The sequence below is a fragment of the Burkholderia sp. Bp8986 genome, from assembly GCF_003854225.1.
GTDB lineage: Bacteria > Pseudomonadota > Gammaproteobacteria > Burkholderiales > Burkholderiaceae > Burkholderia.
Genome location: NZ_QTQM01000002.1, coordinates 109596 through 124740 on the forward strand (window position 1 = coordinate 109596; position 15145 = coordinate 124740).

Below are 15145 nucleotides of genomic sequence, written 5' to 3' on the forward strand. Positions count from 1 at the left end.
TCGGCGCCCGAACTGGCCGAAAGGCCCGGCGCAAAGCCAATATTGTAAGTCACCTGAGCGCGCAAGGCTGAAAGTGCGACGACGTCGCGCACACGGCCGCCGCCAATGGAGTTTCGATCATGCCGTCATCCTCTCTCGCCGTCGTGCCGTCCGAATGCCGCGACACCGCCGACCCACCGGCCGCTGCGCCGGGCCGCGTCGTCCCGATCCGCCTGCGCAAGCGCCGCCCGGCCGACTGGCGCCCCGAGCGGCCGCGCGAACGGCTGCTGGAGCGCGGGCCCGCCGCGCTGACCGACGACGAGCTGATCGCGCTGCTGCTCGGCACGGGCAAGCCCGGGCATGATGTGTTCGTCACCGCCCGCGCGCTGGTCAGGCAGTTCGGCACGTTGCGCGGCCTGCTCGAGGCGACCTCCGGCGACTTCGAGATGCACCCCGGCATCGGTCCCGCGCGCTCCGCACGGCTCGTCGCGGTCACCGAGATCGCGCGGCGCATGCTGGAGGAGAAGGCGCACGCGCGCCTGCAGATCGATTCGCCTGGCGCCGTCGAGGATTGCCTGCGGCTGAAGATCGGCTCGCGCCCGCACGAAGTATTCATTGCGGTGTACCTCGACGCCCGCAACGGCCTGATCGACATGGAGGAAATCACGCGCGGCTCGCTGACGCGCATGGCCGTCTATCCGCGCGAGGTCGTGCGCCGCGCGCTGCAGCAGAACGCCGCGGCGCTGATCGTCGCGCACAATCATCCGTCGGGCGCGGTCCAGCCGAGCGCGGAGGACCGCCGCCTGACGCGGGTGCTGAAAGACGCGCTCGAACTCGTCGACGTGCGGCTGCTCGATCACGTCGTCGTCGGCACCAGCGATACATTTTCGTTCGCGCGCGCCGGTTGGCTGTAGACTGTGGCCCGGCGACCCGCCCCACGGGCGCCGCAACGACGATGCGAAATTGGGTTTGATTTTTCTGAACTTTTTCTGCTAGAATCGTCGTCTGTCTTTTTTCCAACCAGTTCTAGCCATCGAAGGGCCTTGTCTTTACAGGCTTCGGCGTTCTGAGTGCAGCCATGGATCACGTGGCAGTACGATGGAACCTTCATCGGCGATCGAACCCCGAATTTAGCGTATTAGGAGTGCTCTCATGGCACGCGTATGCCAAGTAACTGGGAAAGCGCCGATGAGCGGCAACAACGTTTCCCACGCCAACAACAAGACGAAGCGCCGCTTCCTGCCGAACCTGCAAAACCGCCGGTTCTGGGTGGAGAGCGAAAACCGCTGGGTGCGCCTGCGCGTCTCGAACGCCGGCCTGCGCCTGATCGACAAGAACGGCATCGATTCCGTGCTCGCTGACCTGCGCGCACGCGGCGAAGCCTAAGCCCAAGGAGCACAATCATGGCAAAAGGCGCACGCGACAAGATCAAGCTTGAGTCGACCGCTGGTACGGGTCACTTCTACACGACCACGAAGAACAAGCGCAACATGCCGGAAAAGATGGCGATCAAGAAGTTCGATCCCGTCGTCCGCAAGCATGTGGAATACAAAGAAACCAAGATCAAGTAATCTCCGGTTTCTGCCAGCCTGACGGCGACCGAAAAGCCCCGCACATGCGGGGCTTTTTGTTTTGCGCGGTTTCGCGCGCACGCTCGGGCCCGACGCGGTATGCTCTCCCCTTTCCGCGGCCGAGGTCGACGGAACGCACAAGATCTAAAGCGTAACGATGGAGATGCAGCATGAAATTCGACGTGGCGATCGTCGGCAGCGGCCTGGCAGGGCTGTCGGTCGCACTCAACCTGGCCAGCACGCGACGTGTCGCGCTGATCGCGAAACGTTCGATGATGGAGGGGGCAAGCGATAACGCGCAAGGCGGCATCGCGGCCGTCCTCGATTCGGCGGACAGCATCGAGAACCACGTCGACGACACGCTGGTCGCCGGCGGCGGGCTGTGCGACGAAGGCGCGACGCGCTACATCGTCGAGCATGGCCGCGAAGCGATCGAATGGCTGATCTCCCAGGGCGTGCCGTTCACGAAGGACGATGCGGCCGAACTTGGTTTCCACCTGACGCGCGAAGGCGGCCACAGCCACCGCCGGATCATCCACGCGGCCGACGCGACCGGCCATGCGGTGCTTGCGACGCTGTCCGACCGCGCACGCCAGCATCCGAACATCACGTTCTTCGAAAACCACCATGCGATCGACCTGATCACGTCGGACCGGCTCGGGCTGCCCGGGCGCCGCTGTCACGGGCTGTATGCGCTCGACGTCGACAACGACCGCACGATCACGATCGAGGCGCCGCACACGGTGCTCGCGACCGGCGGCGCCGGCAAGGTCTACCTGTACACGACGAACCCCGACACCGCGACCGGCGACGGCATCGCGATGGCGTGGCGCGCGGGCTGCCGCGTGTCGAACATGGAATTCATCCAGTTCCACCCGACCTGCCTGTTCCATCCGTATGCGAAGTCGTTCCTGATTTCGGAGGCCGTGCGCGGCGAAGGCGGCCTGCTCAAGCTGCCGGACGGCACGCGCTTCATGCCCGCACACGATCCGCGCGCGGAACTCGCGCCGCGCGACATCGTCGCGCGCGCGATCGACTTCGAGATCAAGAAGCGCGGGATCGACTGCGTGTATCTCGACATCAGCCACCAGCCGGAAGCGTTCCTGCGCGAGCACTTCCCGACGATCCATGCGCGCTGCCTCGAATTCGGCATCGACATCGCGAAGCAGCCGATTCCGGTCGTGCCGGCCGCGCACTACACGTGCGGCGGCGTCGTCACCGATCTCGCGGGGCGCACCGATCTCGCGGGCCTGTATGCGGTCGGCGAGACGTCGTACACGGGGCTGCACGGCGCGAACCGGCTCGCGAGCAATTCGCTGCTCGAATGCCTCGTGATCGGCCGCGCGGCGGCCGAGGCGATCGAAGCGGCCGGCTTCGACGCTGCAACGCCGGCCAAGCTGCCCGCATGGGACGAAAGCCGCGTGTCGGATGCGGACGAGGAAGTCGTCGTCGCGCACAACTGGGACGAACTGCGCCGGCTGATGTGGAACTATGTCGGCATCGTGCGCACCGACAAGCGTCTCGAGCGCGCGAAGCACCGCTTGTCGCTGCTGCGCGACGAGATCCACGAGTACTACGCGAACTTCCGCGTGACGCGCGACCTGCTCGAGCTGCGCAATCTCGTCGACGTCGCGACGCTGATCGTGAAGAGCGCGTACTCGCGCCGGGAAAGCCGTGGGCTGCACTACAGCCGCGACTGGCCGCACACGCTGCCGAAGGCGCTGCCGAGCGTGCTCACGCCCCGCTCGCGCCGCTGACCGGTACGCCCTTCCCGGCTGCCGCCGCACAAAAAAAGCCGCTGGCGTCATGCGCGCCAGCGGCTTTTTTCGTCAGACGGTATGTCGCGCGGTCAGTCGACGATCCGCATCGAGTAGTCGGTCGCGCGCACGTCCTTCGTCAGCGCGCCGATCGAGATACGGTCGACGCCCGTCTCCGCGAACGTGCGCACCGTATCGAAATTGACGCCGCCCGACACTTCGAGCACGGCCTTGCCGGACGCGATGCGCACTGCCTCGCGCATCATGTCGAGCGTGAAGTTGTCGAGCAGCACCGACTGCGCGCCATGCGCGAGCGCCGTGTCGAGCTGCGCGAGCGTCTCGACTTCGACCTGCACCGGCACGCCCGATTCGAGCGCGAACGCCGCATCGAGCGCTTCGCCGACACCGCCGGCAGCCGCGATATGGTTTTCCTTGATCAGGATGCCGTCGTACAGCGCCAGACGCTGGTTCTCGCCGCCGCCGACCCGCACCGCGTACTTCTGCGCGAGCCGCAGGCCCGGCAGCGTCTTGCGCGTATCGAGGATCTTCGTGCGCGTGCCTTCGACGCGATCGACGTAACGACGCGTCGCGCTCGCGACGCCCGACAGCAGCTGCAGGAAGTTCAGTCCGTTGCGCTCGGCCGTCAACAGCGCGCGCGCCGGCCCTTCGAGTTCGCAGACGGTCGAATCCGGCGCCATCCGGTCGCCTTCGCGATAGCGCCACTGCACGACGATCGACGGATCGATTCGCGCGATGACGGCCTCGAACCACGGCACGCCGCACAACACGGCTTCCTCGCGCACGATGATGCGCGCACGGCGCCGCTCGCCGGCCGGCACGAGCCGCCCGGTCTGGTCGCCGGTGCCGACGTCTTCGGCGATCGCATCGGCGACGTTGCGCGCGATCGCTTCGTCGAACGCCGCGCCGTATTGTGCGCGGACGGCTTCGAACAGCGGAGAGACTGCGCCGGTCATGCAGCCCCCACGTTCGCGAACAGTTGCTGATCGCGCTGCAGATCGCCGCTCGCTTGCACGCGCTTCTTGTGCGCCGCGGCGAAATCGAGCATCCGGTCGATCGGCAGACGCGCGCGCGCGCCGATCGCCGGATCGACGAAGATCTCGTTGTGACCGCGCTCGAGCACGTCGGCGAGGTTCGCGAGGCCGTTCATCGCCATCCACGGGCAATGCGCGCAGCTCTTGCAGGTCGCACTGTTGCCGGCCGTGGGCGCGGCGATGAAGGTCTTGCCGGGCGCCGCGATCTGCATCTTGTGCAGGATGCCGAGGTCGGTCGCGACGATGAAGTGCGTCGCGTCGAGCTTCACGGCGGCATCGATCAGCTGCGTCGTCGAGCCGACGACGTCCGCCTGCGCGACGACGTTTTCCGGCGACTCCGGATGCACGAGCACCTTCGCGTCCGGATATTCGGCACGCAGCAGGTCGAGCTCGATGCCCTTGAATTCGTCGTGGACGAGGCACGAACCCTGCCACAGCAGCATGTCCGCGCCGGTTTTCTTCTGGATGTAGCTGCCGAGATGGCGATCCGGTGCCCAGATGATCTTCTCGCCCCGCGCGTGCAGGTCCGCGACGATTTCGAGGCCGATCGACGACGTGACCATCCAGTCCGCGCGGGCCTTCACGGCGGCGCTGGTGTTCGCGTAGACGACGACGGTGCGGTCGGGATGCGCATCGCAGAACGCGGAGAATTCGTCGACCGGGCAACCAAGATCGAGCGAGCAGGTCGCGTCGAGATCGGGCATCAGTACGCGTTTGCCGGGGCTCAGGATCTTCGCGGTTTCGCCCATGAAGCGTACGCCGGCGACGACGAGCGTCTGCGCGTCGTGGTCGCGGCCGAAACGGGCCATTTCGAGCGAATCGGCGACGCAGCCGCCGGTTTCGTCCGCCAGTTCCTGCAGCTCGGCATCCACGTAGTAGTGAGCGACGAGCACGGCCTTTTCACGTGCGAGCAGCGCCTTGATGCGCGCCTTCAGTGCGGCGCGTTCTTCGGCAGACGGCGCCTCGGGCACTTTGGCCCACGCCTGGCCTACCCCACAGACGGTTCCCGCCGAGACCGGCCGGTCGTACTCGACGGGTTTGATCGTCGATTGCATCTCCATATCTCCTGTCGACCCGAGTTAGCGCTTTAGCGCTTACTCGGGTCCCATGCTTCGCGGTCGACCCGAGTTAGCGCTTTAGCGCTTACTCGGGTCCCATGCTTCGCGGTCGACCCGAGTTAGCGCTTTAGCGCTTACTCGGGTCCCATGCTTCGCGGTCGGCCAGAGTTAGCGCTTTAGCGCTTACTCGGCCCCATGCTTCGCGGTCGGCCCGAGTTGGCACTTTAGCGCTTTTGCTCCAGCGCCATCCCTGCGCTCGCTCCGGGGCGCCACGTCAGCGCTGCCCCGAGCCTCATACGAATTCCGGCGCTTCCGGTCGCCCTTCGAAAACCGGCCGCCCAAATGAAAAAACCCCGCCAACGCGGGGTTTGTGACGTCCTGAGATTCTAATCGATTTCGAATCAGGCGTAGCGACGCAGGCGCGTCGCGAATTCCTGCAGCGCCTTGATGCCGCTTTGTTCCGCGCGATGGCACCAATCCTGCAATTGCGCGAGCAGCTGTTCGCGCGAAGCGGTCGAGCGATCCCAGATCGCGGCCAGATCCTGGCGCAGCTGGAAGTACGTGTGCAGCTTCTGGCTGTTCGCGAAGATCTCCGGCAGCAGCTTCTTCTGCGGTTCGTCGAGGCCGTCGGCGTCCTTGTGGAACCACTTGCGCGCGCCGCGCATCAGCTGGTACTTCTCGCCGCCGATTTCCTTCAGGTGCGCGAGCTCTTGGCGGTACGCACGCTTCACGGCCTTGCCGTAGCGCGCCATCACTTCGTAGCGGTTCGACAGCACGGCCTGCAGCGTTTCCTGGTCGAGCACCGTCTTCGGCTTGTTCAGGCGCGGCGTCGGTGCAACCTTCTTCACCTTCGCGAGACCGAATGCCGACATGATGCGGATGTACATCCAGCCGATGTCGAACTCGTACCACTTGTTCGACAGCTTCGCCGACGTCGCGAACGTGTGGTGGTTGTTGTGCAGCTCTTCGCCGCCGATCACGATGCCCCACGGGAACAGGTTCGTGCTCGCATCGGCCGAGTTGAAGTTGCGGTAGCCCCAGAAATGGCCGAAGCCGTTCACGACACCCGCGGCCCAGAACGGAATCCAGACCATCTGCACGGCCCACACGGTCAGGCCGAGCACGCCGAACAGCGCGACGTCGATCACCATCATCAGGCTCACGCCGAGGATCGGGTACTTCGAGTACACGTTGCGCTCGATCCAGTCATTCGGCGTGCCGTGGCTGAACTTGCGCATCGTTTCTTCGTTCTTCGCTTCCGCGCGATACAGCTCGGCGCCTTCGAGGAACACCTTCCAGATGCCGCGCGTCTGCGGGCTGTGCGGATCTTCCTCGGTTTCGCACTTCGCGTGGTGCTTGCGATGGATCGCGGCCCACTGGCCCGTCAGCATGCCGGTCGTCATCCACAGCCAGGCGCGGAAGAAGTGACTCGCGATCGGGTGCAGCTCCAGCGCGCGGTGCGCCTGGCAGCGATGCAGGTAGACCGTCACGCCGATGATCGTGACGTGCGTGACGGCAAGCGCGAACAGCGCGACCTGCCACCACGAAAAGCGCAGGAGCCCGTGGGAAAGAAAATCGAGCAGGGAATTCAACAAGGCAGTTACCTGTGGTGAGAGCGATGCCGGCGCAAGCCGACGTCATAAAAATGAAAGCATACCGCGTGTAGACCGGAATTTTACTTCAACCGTTCCAAGTCTTTGTAAAAAATGAATATTCTCTTGTCTTGACGCAACGCAAACAGTCCATCGGCGGACCGGGAAAGGCGCCCGATCCGGTTCTGGCCGCAGGCCCCGCCCGATGCGCGCCGTCGGCCGCATCTACGCGGCCGACGCCCGCCCGTCCACCGATCGGCCATCGGCCACGGGCACGCCCTCGGCGACCACGCCGGTCGCGGCGAACCCCTCCGGCAAACCGACCACGCGCACTTCGCGCTGCGGGAACGGAATCGAGATCCCGTGCTCGCCGAACAGCCGCCAGATGTTGCGGTTCACCGACGAACGCACGCCCGACGTGCCCTTCGCCGCATCCTCGATCCAGAAGCCGAGCTCCAGGTCGATCCCGTCCGCGCCGAAGCCGACCAGATACGGCGTCGGCGCCGGCTCCGCGAGCACGCGCGGCACGCCCTTCGCGGCCTCCGCGAGCACCGCGAGCGCCTGCTCGACGTCGCTGGTATAAGCAATCTGCACGGCAACCTTCGCGTAGCCGCGCGTCAGGTACGACGACTGGTTCTGCACGACGTCGGTGATCAGCTTCTCGTTCGGGATCAGCGTCTCGTTGCCGTCGAGGCCGCGCACGACCGTATAGCGCGTGCGGATCTGCGTGACGACGCCCTGGAGCCCGCCGACGCTGATCGCGTCGCCGAGCCGCAGCGAACGGTCGAGCAGGATGATGAAGCCCGACACGTAGTTGCTGGCGATCTTCTGCAGCCCGAAGCCGAGGCCGACACCGACCGCGCCGCCGAACACGCCGAGCACCGTCACGTCGATGCCGACGAGCGACAGCCCGATCAGGATCGCCGCGAACACGAGCAGCGCGCGGCCGATCCGCGACATCACGACCTTCAGGTTCGCGTCGAGCGTGGTGGCGCGCGCGAGGCGCTCCTCGAGCACCGAGCCGAGCCACATCGCGACCATCAGCGTCACGCACACCCACAGCGCGCCGGAGATCACCGACAGCAGCGTGAGGTGCGCATTCGCGACGCGGAACTGCACGCTGTCGAGCCACGCGATCACGTCGCGCTGGATCCCGAGCACCGTCAGCACCATCGCCGCCCACACGATCACCGACACGATCTTCTCGACGATCGACAGCCACGCATGCGTGTGGCCGTCGCGGGCGAACACGCGCCGCGCGAAGAAGAACAGCACGTAGATCAGCCCGATGCCGAACAGCGGCACGAGCGCGAGCGACAGCAGCGACGTCGACATGAACGGGTCGAACCCGAGCTGCGCGGCCAGCACGAACAACCCGCCGAACAGCGGGAACAGCGCGCGCTTCAGGCTCTGCGCCCCGGCGCCCGGCATCCGGCCGGCGGCGCGCCGGCGCGCGTCGATGCGGCCGTGCACGAACCGCGCGGCAACCCATGCAAAACACAGCGCGCCGACGAGGATCGCCGCCTGCCAGATCATTACCGGCTGGTTGAAGTCGCGGATCACCGACGCGAGCCGGTGCGACAGCAGGCGGTTCTGCAGATTCTCCATCGTCCGTGCGCCCCGCCGTTACTGCGCGGCGCGCCGTTCCAGCACCGCGGCGAAGAAGCCGTCGGTCGCATGGCGGTGCGGCCACAGCGACAGGTAGTCGCCAGTCTCGAGTTCGATGCGCTGGTCGGCCAGCACCTTCTGTGCGGGCACCAGCACGAAGTCCGGATGGTCGGCGAGGAACTGCTCGACGATCGCCTCGTTTTCCGCGTCGAGCACGCTGCAGGTCGCGTACACGAGCCGGCCGCCCTTCTTCACGAGACGCGCGGCGCTCGCGAGGATCGACGCCTGCTTCGGCGTGAGTTCCTCGATCGACGTGCGCGTCTGGCGCCACTTGAGGTCGGGGTTGCGGCGCAGCGTGCCGAGGCCGCTGCACGGCGCATCGACCAGCACGCGGTCGATCTTGCCCGCGAGCCGCTTGATCTTCGCGTCGTGTTCGCTGTCGATCAGCACCGGGTTCACGTTCGACAGCCCGCTGCGCGCGAGGCGCGGCTTCAGCTTCGTGAGGCGCTTTTCCGACACGTCGAACGCATAAAGGCGCCCGGTCGAGCGCATCATCGCGCCGAGCGCGAGCGTCTTGCCGCCGGCGCCCGCGCAGAAATCGACGACCATCTCGCCGCGGCGCGGCGCGACCAGCGAGCACAGCAGCTGGCTGCCTTCGTCCTGCACCTCGATCTGGCCTTCCTCGAACAGCTTCAGACGCGTGAGCGCCGGCTTGCCGACGACGCGCACGCCTTGCGGCGCGAACGGCGTCTCGCCCGCGTCGATGCCGTTCGCGCGCAGCGCGTCGATCACCTGGTCGCGCGTCGCCTTCTGCGCGTTGGCGCGCAGGTCGAGCGGCGCCGGGTAGTTCAGCGCGGCGGCGAGCTGCGCGAGTTCCTCCGCGTCGAAACGGGCGGACAGCGCCTGGTAGATCCAGTCGGGCAGGTTGGTGCGCACGCGCACCGGCAGGCTCGCCGGATCGATCTTCGACACGTGCTCGAGCCACGCGGCCTCGGTGTCCGACACGAACGGCTTCAGCGCATTGCGGCCGAGCGTCTGCATCAGGCCGAGCAGCGTCAGGCGCCGCGCGGGGCTGCCCGTGCCGCTCTCGGCGAGGTGCGAGAACTCCATCTTGCGGCGCAGCACCGCGAACACCGCCTCGGCGATCACGCCGCGCTCGGCGTGGCCGAGCTTCGGGTGCGCACGGAAGAACCGGCTCGTCGTCGCGTCGGCGGGGCCGGTGAACTTCAGCACCTCGGCCAGCAAGGTCTCGGTCTGGCCAATCAGGAATCCGTGCAGCTTCATACGCCCTCGCTCGTTTCGGTATGCGGTTGATCCGCGAAAATCCAGCGCGCCTCTTCCGGCGCGACCACTGCCCTGCCGTTCTCGAGGCGCAGGCGCCCCTCGACGAACCAGCGGACCGCACGCGGATACAGCACGTGCTCGACCGTCAGCACGCGCTGCGCGAGCGCGGCCGCGTCGTCGCCCGCGCGCACGGGCACCGCGCCCTGCGCGACGATCGCACCGCTGTCGAGTTCGGGAATCACGAAATGCACGCTCGCGCCATGCAGCGCGACGCCGGCATCCAGCGCCTGCTGGTGCGTGTGGATGCCCTTGAAGCTCGGCAGCAGCGACGGGTGGATGTTCAGCAGCCGGCCTTCATATCGTCTGACGAAATCGGGCGTAAGGATGCGCATGAAGCCGGCAAGCACGACCAGATCGGGCGCGAAGCGGTCGATCTCGGCGGCGAGCGCCGCGTCGAAGCTGTCGCGGCCGTCGAACGAACGATGGTCGACCACCGCGGTCGCCACCCCGTGCGACGCGGCAAAAGCCAGGCCGGCCGCGTCGGGCCGGTTGGCGATCACGGCGGCGACCTCGGCCGGCCAGCGTTCCTGCGCGCACGCGCGGACGATGGCCTCCATGTTGCTGCCGCGACCGGAAATCAGGATCACGAGTTTTTTCATCCGCGAATTTTACCATTCGCCCCCGCGTTTCCCCCCTTCTCGGCCGCCCGACCGCCCGAACGTTTATAATCTTCTGCTTTGCGGCATCCCACCGCCCATTCCCCGACGCTGCATCCGCTATCGTGAAAGTCTTCCGCGGCCTGCCCAACGCCGAGAGCCGCGCGCCGTGCGCGCTGACGATCGGCAACTTCGACGGTGTCCATCGCGGCCACCAGGCCCTGCTCGCGCGCGTGCGCGCGGCAGCGGACGCGCGCGGCCTGCCCGTGTGCGTGATGACCTTCGAGCCGCACCCGCGGGAATTCTTCAACCCGGCCGGCGCGCCGCCGCGCATCGCGATGCTGCGCGACAAGCTGGAAGCGCTGCGCGAGCACGGGGTCGACCGCGTCGTCGTCGAGCACTTCAACCATACGTTCGCAAGCCAGTCGCCGCAGGCGTTCGTCGAGCGCACGCTGGTGAACGGGCTGCACACGCGCTGGATGATGGTCGGCGACGATTTCTGCTACGGCGCGAAGCGCGCGGGCACCTTCGACACGCTGAAGGCGGCCGGCGAGCAGTACGGCTTCGAGGTCGAGCAGATGGGCACGGTCGCCGGCAGCGACGGCACGCGCATCTCCAGCTCGGGTGTGCGCGCCGCGCTCGCGGCGGGCGATCTCGACGCGGCCGCGCAGGCGCTCGGCCACGGTTACGCGATCAGCGGCCACGTCGCGCACGGGCTGAAGCTCGGCCGCGACCTCGGCTTCCCGACCCTGAACCTGCCGATCGCGCACAAGCGGCCGGCGCTCGCGGGCATCTTCGTCGTGCAGGTGCACGGCCTGGGCCCCGCCCCGCTGCCGGGCGTCGCGAGCCTCGGGCTGCGCCCGACCGTCGACGATTCCGGCCGCGTGCTGCTCGAAGTCCACCTGCTCGACTGGCACGGCGACGCGTACGGCAAACTCATCCGCGTCGAATTCCTGAAGAAGCTGCGCGACGAGGCGAAGTTCGACGATCTCGAGGCGCTGTCGCGCGCGATCGCGCTGGACGTCGCGAATGCACGTGCGTACTTCGTCGAGCGCGACCGCGCGCCGGGCAGCCGCACGACCGGCTTCTCGACCTCGGCGACCGACCGAATTAGCTGATCCGGCCGGCGGCGCCCCGCGCCGCACCCTCGCGCCGCCGACCCGCGCGCATCCCCGATTCACGACGCACGAGCGTCCCCCGATTTAGATAGCGATCCCATCATGAGCAACAAGAAAGCCGATTCGAAACCGCAGGCCAAGTATCCGGTCAACCTGCTCGACACGCCGTTCCCGATGCGCGGCGACCTGCCCAAGCGCGAGCCGCAGTGGGTCAAGGAATGGGAAGAGCGCGGCATCTACGAGAAGATCCGCGCGGCCAGCCAGGGCCGGCCGAAGTTCATCCTGCACGACGGCCCCCCGTATGCGAACGGCGACATCCACCTCGGTCACGCGGTCAACAAGATCCTGAAGGACATCGTCGTCAAGTCGCGCAACATGGCCGGCTTCGACGCGCCGTACGTGCCGGGCTGGGATTGCCACGGGATGCCGATCGAGATCCAGATCGAGAAGCAGTTCGGCAAGTCGCTGCCGGCGGCCGAAGTGATGAGCAAGGCGCGCGCGTACGCGACCGAGCAGATCGAGAAGCAGAAGGTCGGCTTCAAGCGTCTCGGCGTGCTCGGCGACTGGGCGAACCCGTACAAGACGATGAACTTCGTCAACGAGGCGGAAGAAATCCGCGCGCTCGGCAAGATCATCGAGAAGGGCTACGTGTATCGCGGGCTGAAGCCGGTGAACTGGTGCTTCGACTGCGGCTCGGCACTCGCCGAGGCGGAAGTCGAGTACAAGGATCGCACCGACCCGACGATCGACGTGATGTTCGCGTTCGCGGAACCGGAAAAGACCGCGCAGGCGTTCGGCCTGCCGGCACTGCCGCGCGCCGAGGGCGGCATCGTGATCTGGACCACCACGCCGTGGACGATCCCCGCGAACCAGGCGCTGAACCTCCATCCGGAAATCGTCTACGCGCTGGTCGACACCGAGCGCGGGCTGCTGATCATTGCGGAAGAACGTGTCGAAGCCTGCATGACCGACTTCAAGCTGACCGGCCGCGTCGTCGCGACCGCGCCGGGCGTGAAGCTCGCGAACCTGCGCTTCCACCACCCGCTCGCATCGGCCCACCCCGGCTACAAGCGCACCGCGCCCGTCTACCTCGGCGACTACGTGACGACCGACACCGGTACCGGCGTCGTGCACTCGTCGCCCGCCTACGGCATCGAGGACTTCCAGTCGTGCAAGGCGCACGGGATGACCGACTCGGACATCATCAACCCGGTGATGGGCGACGGCCGCTACATCGAATCGCTGCCGCTGTTCGGCGGCCTGTCGATCTGGGACGCGAACCCGAAGGTCGTCGACGCGCTGCGCGAGGCCGGCTCGCTGCTGCGCAGCGAGCACTACAAGCACAGCTACATGCACTGCTGGCGTCACAAGACGGCGATCATTTACCGTGCGACGTCGCAGTGGTTCGCCGGCATGGACGTGGCGCCGCGCGACGGCGGCAAGACGCTGCGCGAAACCGCGCTCGAAGGGATCGACGCCACCGCGTTCTACCCGTCGTGGGGCAAGCAGCGCCTGTTCAGCATGATCGCGAACCGTCCCGACTGGACGCTGTCGCGCCAGCGCCAATGGGGCGTGCCGATGGCGTTCTTCGTGCACAAGGAAACCGGCGAGCTGCATCCGCGCACGCTCGAACTGCTCGAGGAAGTCGCGAAGCGTGTCGAGCAGTCGGGCATCGAGGCGTGGCAGACGCTCGATCCGCGCGAGCTGATCGGCGACGACGCGAACCTGTACGAAAAGAACCGCGACACGCTCGACGTGTGGTTCGACTCGGGCACGACGCACTGGCACGTGCTGCGCGGCTCGCACAAGGATCAGCTGCAGTTCCCGGCCGACCTGTACCTCGAAGGCTCGGACCAGCACCGCGGCTGGTTCCACTCGTCGCTCTTGACCGCATCGATGATCGACGGCCGCGCGCCGTACAAGGGCCTGCTCACGCACGGCTTCACGGTCGACGGCGAAGGCCGCAAGATGAGCAAGTCGCTCGGCAACGGAATCGACCCGCATGAAGTCGCGAACCGTCTCGGCGCGGAAATCATCCGTCTGTGGATCGCGTCGACCGACTACTCGGGCGAACTCGCGATCTCCGAGGAAATCCTGAAGCGCGTGACCGAAGGCTATCGCCGCATCCGCAACACGCTGCGCTTCCTGCTCGCGAACCTGTCGGACTTCGACTTCGCGCAGCACGCGGTGCCGGTCGACGAATGGCTCGAGATCGACCGCTACGCGGTCGCGTTCTCCGCGCAACTGCAGACGGAACTGCTCGGCCACTACGAGAAGTACGAATTCCACCCGGTCGTCGCGAAGCTGCAGACGTACTGCTCGGAAGACCTCGGCGGCTTCTACCTCGACGTGCTGAAGGACCGCCTGTACACGAGCGCGGCCGATTCGCGCGCACGCCGCTCCGCGCAGACCGCGCTGTACCACCTCACGCACGGGCTGCTGCGCGTGCTCGCGCCGTTCCTGTCGTTCACCGCGGAAGAAGCGTGGAAGGTGTTCCAGCCGGCCAGCGACACCGTGTTCACGGAAACCTACTACGCGTATCCGGAAGTCGCCGGCGCGGCCGCGCTGATCGAGAAATGGGCGCTGCTGCGCGACGTGCGCGGCAACGTGACGAAGGCGCTCGAGGAAGCCCGCACCGCGAACCGCATCGGCTCGTCGCTGCAGGCCGAAGTGGCCGTGCATGCGAGCGGCGCGCGCTACGACGCGCTGACGAGCCTCGGCGACGACCTGAAGTTCGTGCTGATCACGTCGGCGGCAACGGTCGTGAAGGTCGACGACGAAGCGCAGGAAAGCGTCGACGTGGCCGCGTCGAAGTACCAGAAGTGCGAACGCTGCTGGCACTACCGCGAGGACGTCGGCGCGCACGCCGATCATCCGACGCTGTGCGGCCGCTGCTTCTCGAACCTGTTTGAAAACGGCGAAATCCGGAGCGCTGCGTAAATATGGCGAAAACCCTGTCGAAACCGGCCAGCGGCGCGCTCGCGCCCTGGCTCGGCATTTCGCTGATCGTGATCCTGTTCGACCAGCTGTCGAAGATCGCGATCCTGAAAACGTTCGCGTACGGGGCGCAGCATGCGCTGACGTCGTTCTTCAACCTCGTGCTGGTGTACAACCGCGGCGCCGCGTTCGGCTTCCTGTCGACCGCGAGCGGCTGGCAGCGCTGGGCGTTCACCGCGCTCGGCGTCGGCGCGACGCTCGTGATCTGCTTCCTGCTGAAGCGCCACGGCCACCAGCGGCTGTTCAGCGTGTCGCTCGCGCTGATCCTCGGCGGCGCGCTCGGCAACGTGATCGACCGGTTGATCTACGGCCACGTGATCGACTTTCTCGATTTCCACCTCGGCGACTGGCACTTCCCGGCGTTCAACCTCGCCGATTCCGCGATCACGATCGGCGCGGTGCTGCTGATCTACGACGAACTGCGTCGCGTGCGCGGCTCGCGCTGAGCGCGCATACTCGGTGGCGACGGCCGG

General features: G+C 66.8%; 13 protein-coding genes. 7 read left to right on the forward strand and 6 right to left on the reverse strand.

The window, feature by feature from the left end:
* The first annotated feature begins 119 nt into the window (after positions 1 to 119).
* The 4 genes from radC to nadB all read left to right on the forward strand — a co-directional run bounded on the left by radC (position 120) and on the right by nadB (position 3307).
* Positions 120 to 893, forward strand: a complete 774-nt coding sequence (gene radC / locus DID99_RS02435; RefSeq protein ID WP_124666021.1) for a RadC family protein — start codon at positions 120 to 122, stop codon at positions 891 to 893.
* Between the two features lie 238 nt (positions 894 to 1131).
* Positions 1132 to 1365 (forward strand): 50S ribosomal protein L28, encoded by a 234-nt coding sequence (rpmB, locus tag DID99_RS02440; protein ID WP_004186391.1) that lies wholly within the window; start codon positions 1132 to 1134, stop codon positions 1363 to 1365.
* 17 nt (positions 1366 to 1382) lie between these two features.
* On the forward strand, positions 1383 to 1550 hold the full coding sequence (rpmG, locus tag DID99_RS02445; RefSeq protein WP_006478046.1) for a 50S ribosomal protein L33: 168 nt from the start codon (positions 1383 to 1385) through the stop codon (positions 1548 to 1550).
* Positions 1551 to 1720: 170 nt separating this feature from the next.
* Positions 1721 to 3307, forward strand: a complete 1587-nt coding sequence (gene nadB, locus DID99_RS02450) for an L-aspartate oxidase (RefSeq protein ID WP_044845597.1) — start codon at positions 1721 to 1723, stop codon at positions 3305 to 3307.
* A gap of 92 nt (positions 3308 to 3399) precedes the next feature.
* On the opposite strand, the gene nadC is transcribed toward nadB, so the two are convergent.
* The 6 genes from nadC to purN form a co-directional block, all read right to left on the reverse strand.
* Positions 3400 to 4281 carry a carboxylating nicotinate-nucleotide diphosphorylase gene (gene nadC, locus DID99_RS02455; RefSeq protein WP_124523875.1) on the reverse strand — a complete coding sequence of 294 codons (882 nt, stop codon included), beginning with the start codon at positions 4279 to 4281 and terminating at the stop codon, positions 3400 to 3402.
* Positions 4278 to 5414, reverse strand: coding sequence for a quinolinate synthase NadA (gene nadA, locus DID99_RS02460; RefSeq protein ID WP_124572035.1), 1137 nt, complete (start codon positions 5412 to 5414; stop codon positions 4278 to 4280). Before nadA ends, nadC begins: the two co-directional genes overlap by 4 nt.
* A 404-nt stretch (positions 5415 to 5818) precedes the next feature.
* Entirely contained in the window at positions 5819 to 7012 is a 1194-nt protein-coding gene (locus DID99_RS02465) for an acyl-CoA desaturase (RefSeq protein WP_044845595.1), read from the reverse strand.
* Between the two features lie 222 nt (positions 7013 to 7234).
* Positions 7235 to 8617, reverse strand: a complete 1383-nt coding sequence (locus tag DID99_RS02470; protein ID WP_124486993.1) for a mechanosensitive ion channel family protein — start codon at positions 8615 to 8617, stop codon at positions 7235 to 7237.
* An 18-nt stretch (positions 8618 to 8635) separates the two neighbouring features.
* A complete protein-coding gene (locus DID99_RS02475) occupies positions 8636 to 9901 on the reverse strand; it encodes an RsmB/NOP family class I SAM-dependent RNA methyltransferase (protein WP_044845593.1) in 1266 nt (421 codons plus the stop codon).
* The gene (purN, locus tag DID99_RS02480; RefSeq protein ID WP_124486992.1) at positions 9898 to 10560 is read right to left on the reverse strand and encodes a phosphoribosylglycinamide formyltransferase; all 663 of its coding nucleotides are present in this window, start codon (positions 10558 to 10560) and stop codon (positions 9898 to 9900) included. Before purN ends, DID99_RS02475 begins: the two co-directional genes overlap by 4 nt.
* A 122-nt stretch (positions 10561 to 10682) precedes the next feature.
* Here purN and DID99_RS02485 point away from each other — a divergent pair, with 122 nt between their 5' ends.
* The 3 genes from DID99_RS02485 to lspA all read left to right on the forward strand — a co-directional run bounded on the left by DID99_RS02485 (position 10683) and on the right by lspA (position 15118).
* Positions 10683 to 11675, forward strand: coding sequence for a bifunctional riboflavin kinase/FAD synthetase (locus DID99_RS02485; RefSeq protein ID WP_044845591.1), 993 nt, complete (start codon positions 10683 to 10685; stop codon positions 11673 to 11675).
* Between the two features lie 102 nt (positions 11676 to 11777).
* On the forward strand, positions 11778 to 14615 hold the full coding sequence (gene ileS, locus DID99_RS02490) for an isoleucine--tRNA ligase (RefSeq protein ID WP_124666022.1): 2838 nt from the start codon (positions 11778 to 11780) through the stop codon (positions 14613 to 14615).
* 2 nt (positions 14616 to 14617) lie between these two features.
* Complete coding sequence (lspA, locus tag DID99_RS02495; protein WP_044845589.1) at positions 14618 to 15118, forward strand: signal peptidase II; 501 nt, start codon at positions 14618 to 14620, stop codon at positions 15116 to 15118.
* The last annotated feature ends 27 nt before the right edge of the window (positions 15119 to 15145 follow it).